General features: G+C 65.2%; 3 protein-coding genes. All 3 read left to right on the plus strand.

Annotation, left to right across the window (positions count from 1 at the left end):
- Positions 1 to 2,303, plus strand: a 2,303-nt coding sequence (gene cas9 / locus ACP5M5_RS14440; protein WP_427938513.1) for a type II CRISPR RNA-guided endonuclease Cas9, incomplete at its 5' end; no start/stop codon positions are given.
- A complete protein-coding gene (gene cas1 / locus ACP5M5_RS14445) occupies positions 2,279 to 3,181 on the plus strand; it encodes a type II CRISPR-associated endonuclease Cas1 (RefSeq protein ID WP_427938515.1) in 903 nt (300 codons plus the stop codon). The genes cas9 and cas1, both read left to right, overlap by 25 nt.
- A complete protein-coding gene (cas2, locus tag ACP5M5_RS14450; protein WP_427938517.1) occupies positions 3,178 to 3,507 on the plus strand; it encodes a CRISPR-associated endonuclease Cas2 in 330 nt (109 codons plus the stop codon). Before cas1 ends, cas2 begins: the two co-directional genes overlap by 4 nt.
- Positions 3,508 to 3,721 lie beyond the last annotated feature (214 nt).

Consider the following 3,721-nt stretch of genomic DNA (forward strand, 5'->3'; position numbering starts at 1 on the left):
GCGCCGCACGGCGTTCGCATGCTTTCGAGCTTTTTCGCCTCCATGCACGGCTGAATGCGATCCGCCTACTCGACCACGGCGAGGAGCGGGCCCTCTCGGCGGAGGAGATCGCCAAGGTCGCGGCGGATTTCGGCGCGCAGAAGAAGCTCACCTGGAAATGGCTCCGCAAGCGCCTTGGCCTTCTCCCCGCCATCCGCTTCGCCGATGTCTCGCCCGAGGACGAGAGCCAGGATTTCGTGGCCCGCGCCGGCAATGCCGCCGAGGGAAGCTACGCGATCCGGCAGGTGGTAGGGGAAGTCGGCTGGCAATCTCTGCTCCGCCAGCCGGAGGCGCTCGATGCTCTCGCGGCCATCCTCACTTTTCGCGCCGATCTCGGCTCGATCGGCGACGGCATCAAGGCGTTGCCGATTGAACCCGATCTCGCTGCGGTGCTGATTGCCGGGGCAGAGGCCGGTAAGTTCAATGCTTTCACTGGCGCGGGTCATATATCGGCGCAAGCTGCGCGCAAGCTATTGCCGCATCTCGCGAGCGGCATGGTCTATTCTGAAGCCTGCGCTGCCGCGGGCTTCGATCACGCCGCACGCCTCGAAGTGAGGCTCGAAGACGTAAAAAACCCGATTGCACGCAAAGCGGTGTGCGAGGTGCTGAAGCAGGTCAAGGTGCTGGTGCAGGATTTCGGCCTGCCGGAGCGTGTCCATCTCGAACTCGCCCGCGATGTCGGCAAAAGTGCCGAGGAGCGGAACGAAATCAAAAGCGGCATCGAGAAACGCAACAAGGAGCGCGACCGCATGCGGGCGGAATTCGCCGAACTCTTCGGCCGCCCGCCGGCGGCGGGGGGCGAGGAATTGTTGCGTTATGAACTATGGAAAGAGCAGAATGGCCGCTGCCTCTACACCGACCGGGAAATCCCACCGGCGGCGCTGATCGGCGCCGACAACAGCGTTCAGGTCGATCACATCCTCCCCTGGAGCCGCTTCGGCGATGACAGTTTCGTCAACAAAACCCTTTGTTTCGCAAGCGCCAACGCCGAAAAGCGCGACCGCACGCCCTATGAGTGGCTAAGCACTGAGGAATCCGCCGAGGACTGGGCGCGTTTCGCGGCACGGGTGGACTCCTGCAAGGCGATGAAGCGGCACAAGAAGCGCGGCCATTATCTGCGCCGCAACGCTGCCGAGGTGGAGGAGCGGTTCCGCGGACGCAATCTCGGCGATACGCGCTATGCGACGCGGCTGGCGCTCGATCTCATCGCCCGCAAATATTTTCCCGACCGCGAGACCCGTCACGTGCTCGCCCGCCCCGGCGCGCTGACCGCAAAGCTGCGCCATGGCTGGGGGCTCGAATTTCTCAAAAAGGACGATAAAGGCAAACGCATCTCCGATGACCGGCATCACGCGCTCGATGCCATCGTGGTCGCGGCCTGCAGCGAGGCGATGCTCAACCGCCTCACCCGCGCCTTTCAGGACTCCGAGCGACGCGGAATGGGCCGGGATTTCGCCAACCTTGACCCGCCATGGCTGGGCTTTCGCGAGCAGGTCGTGGCGGCGGTGGAAAAAGTGTTCGTTTCCCGCGCCGAGCGCCACCGCGCGCGCGGCGAGGCGCATGCGGCGACGATCAAGCAGGTGCGCGAGCGCGATGGGAAAACCATCGTGTTCGAGCGCCGCGCCATTGCCGATTTGACGCCCGCCGATCTCGATCAGGTAAAGGACGCCGGGCGCAATTGCGCGATCATTGAAGCACTCCGCGCCTGGATCGCGGCGGGAAAACCGAAGGATGCGCCGCCGCGCTCGCCCAAGGGCGATGTGATCCGCAAAATCCGGCTTGCGACCAAGGATAAACCCGGGGTCGCGGTGCGCGCAGGCAGCGCCGATCGCGGCGACATGGCCCGTGTCGACATCTTCCGGCGCGAGGACGCGAAGGGCCGGGGGCGCTTTTATCTCGTTCCGGTCTATCCGCATCAGATCGCGACCCAGGATCAGCCACCGGACCGGGCGGTGGATGGCGGTAAGAACGAGGAAAACTGGCCCCGGATCGACGAGACATACGCTTTTGTCTTCAGCCTTTACGGCAACAGCTTGGTCGAGATCACCAAATCGGATGGCGAAATCATCCGCGGCTATTTCAAGGGGCTGGACCGCTCGACCGGGGCAATCACGCTCGCCGAGCATCAAAATCCACTGGCGGTCAAGCGGGGCCTCGGCACCCGAACGCTGCTCGATTTCCGCAAATTCGCCGTCGATCGCCTCGGGCGCGTCTCGGAAATCCCGCGGGAAATCCGGACATGGCATGGCGTGGTCTGCACCTGAGCGAGCCCTGCCGGCTCTCGCTCGCCGACGGCCAATGCGTCGTCGCGCGCGAGGACGGCGAGGTTCGTCTCGCGCTCGAGGATATCGCCTGGATCATCCTCGATACGCCACAGGCGACGCTGACCACGGCGCTGCTTGCCGCCTGTATGGAGGCCGGCATCGTCCTCATTGTGACCGACGCGCGGCATCACCCGAGCGGGCTCGCGCTACCCTTTCACCGCCATCATCGCCAGGCCGAGATCGCGGCGCTTCAGGTAGCGCTCGGCGCTGGGCGGAGGCGGCGTCTGTGGCAGGCGCTGGCGCGGGCGAAACTCCGCAATCAGGCGGCGGTTCTTGCGCTGTGTGGCGATCGGCGCGGCGCTGCGCCGCTCCGCGCCATGGCTCTGCGCGTCGCGCCGGGTGATCCGGACAACATCGAGGCGCAGGCGGCACGGCGTTACTGGCCGCGCCTGTTCCCGGATTTCGTGCGCGAAAACGCCGCCGATCGCCGCAACGCGATGCTGAATTATGGCTATGCGGTGATGCGCGGGGCGGTCGCGCGCGCCCTGGTCGCGGCCGGGCTGCTGCCCGCCCTCGGCCTCCACCACGCGAGCGCGCTCAACCCGTTCAATCTCGCCGATGACCTGCTCGAACCGTTTCGCCCGATCGTCGATGCCCTGGTCTGGCGGCTTGCCGATCGCGGTGAGGGGCGGGAGGGCGAATTGAACCGCGCCCATCGCCAGACCCTCGCAGGCGTTTTGCTTGAGCCGGTACGCTGTGGGCACGAAAACGTCACCGCGCTGGTGGCGAGCGAGATGGCGGCGGTGTCGCTGGCGCGGGCGATAGCGGCGGCGCGGGCTTCGGCGCTTGTTCTGCCGGAAATCGAGGGCCTGCCATGAAAACCGAGGAGGTGCGGTTCGTGTGGCTGTTCGTGTTTTTTGACCTCCCGGTCGGCAGCAAGGAGCAACGTCGCGCGGCGTCGCGGTTTCGCAATTTCCTCAAAGATGAAGGGTTCATGATGCTGCAATTCTCGGTTTACGCGCGCGTCTGCCGGGGCGAGGATGGGGCGATGACACACATCGCGCGGGTGACGCGGAATTTGCCCTCGGTCGGCAGCGTGCGGGCCTTGCAGGTGACCGACCGGCAATACGGCCGGATGCGCCTGCTGCTCGGCGAGAAGCAGCCGAGCGAGCGGCCAGGCTCGGCGCAACTGGTGCTGTTATGAGCGCGGTGATTGGCCTGAATTCAACTGCTTTCCACCCCCTTTCGGGGGCGGAAAGCAGTTTTTATTCAAGGCATTGCTACCGTGGGAGCTTAGCAGGGGGAAATCGGCAGGGAAACCACGGCGCCGTCCGGGTTCCCGATTCTCATGGCCGAAGCTTAGCAGGGGGAAATCGGCAGGGAAACCACGGCAACTGGCCCGATGCCTATCATACGGG

The sequence above is a fragment of the Acidibrevibacterium sp. genome (assembly GCF_049965395.1).
Classification (GTDB): domain Bacteria; phylum Pseudomonadota; class Alphaproteobacteria; order Acetobacterales; family Acetobacteraceae; genus Acidibrevibacterium; species Acidibrevibacterium fodinaquatile.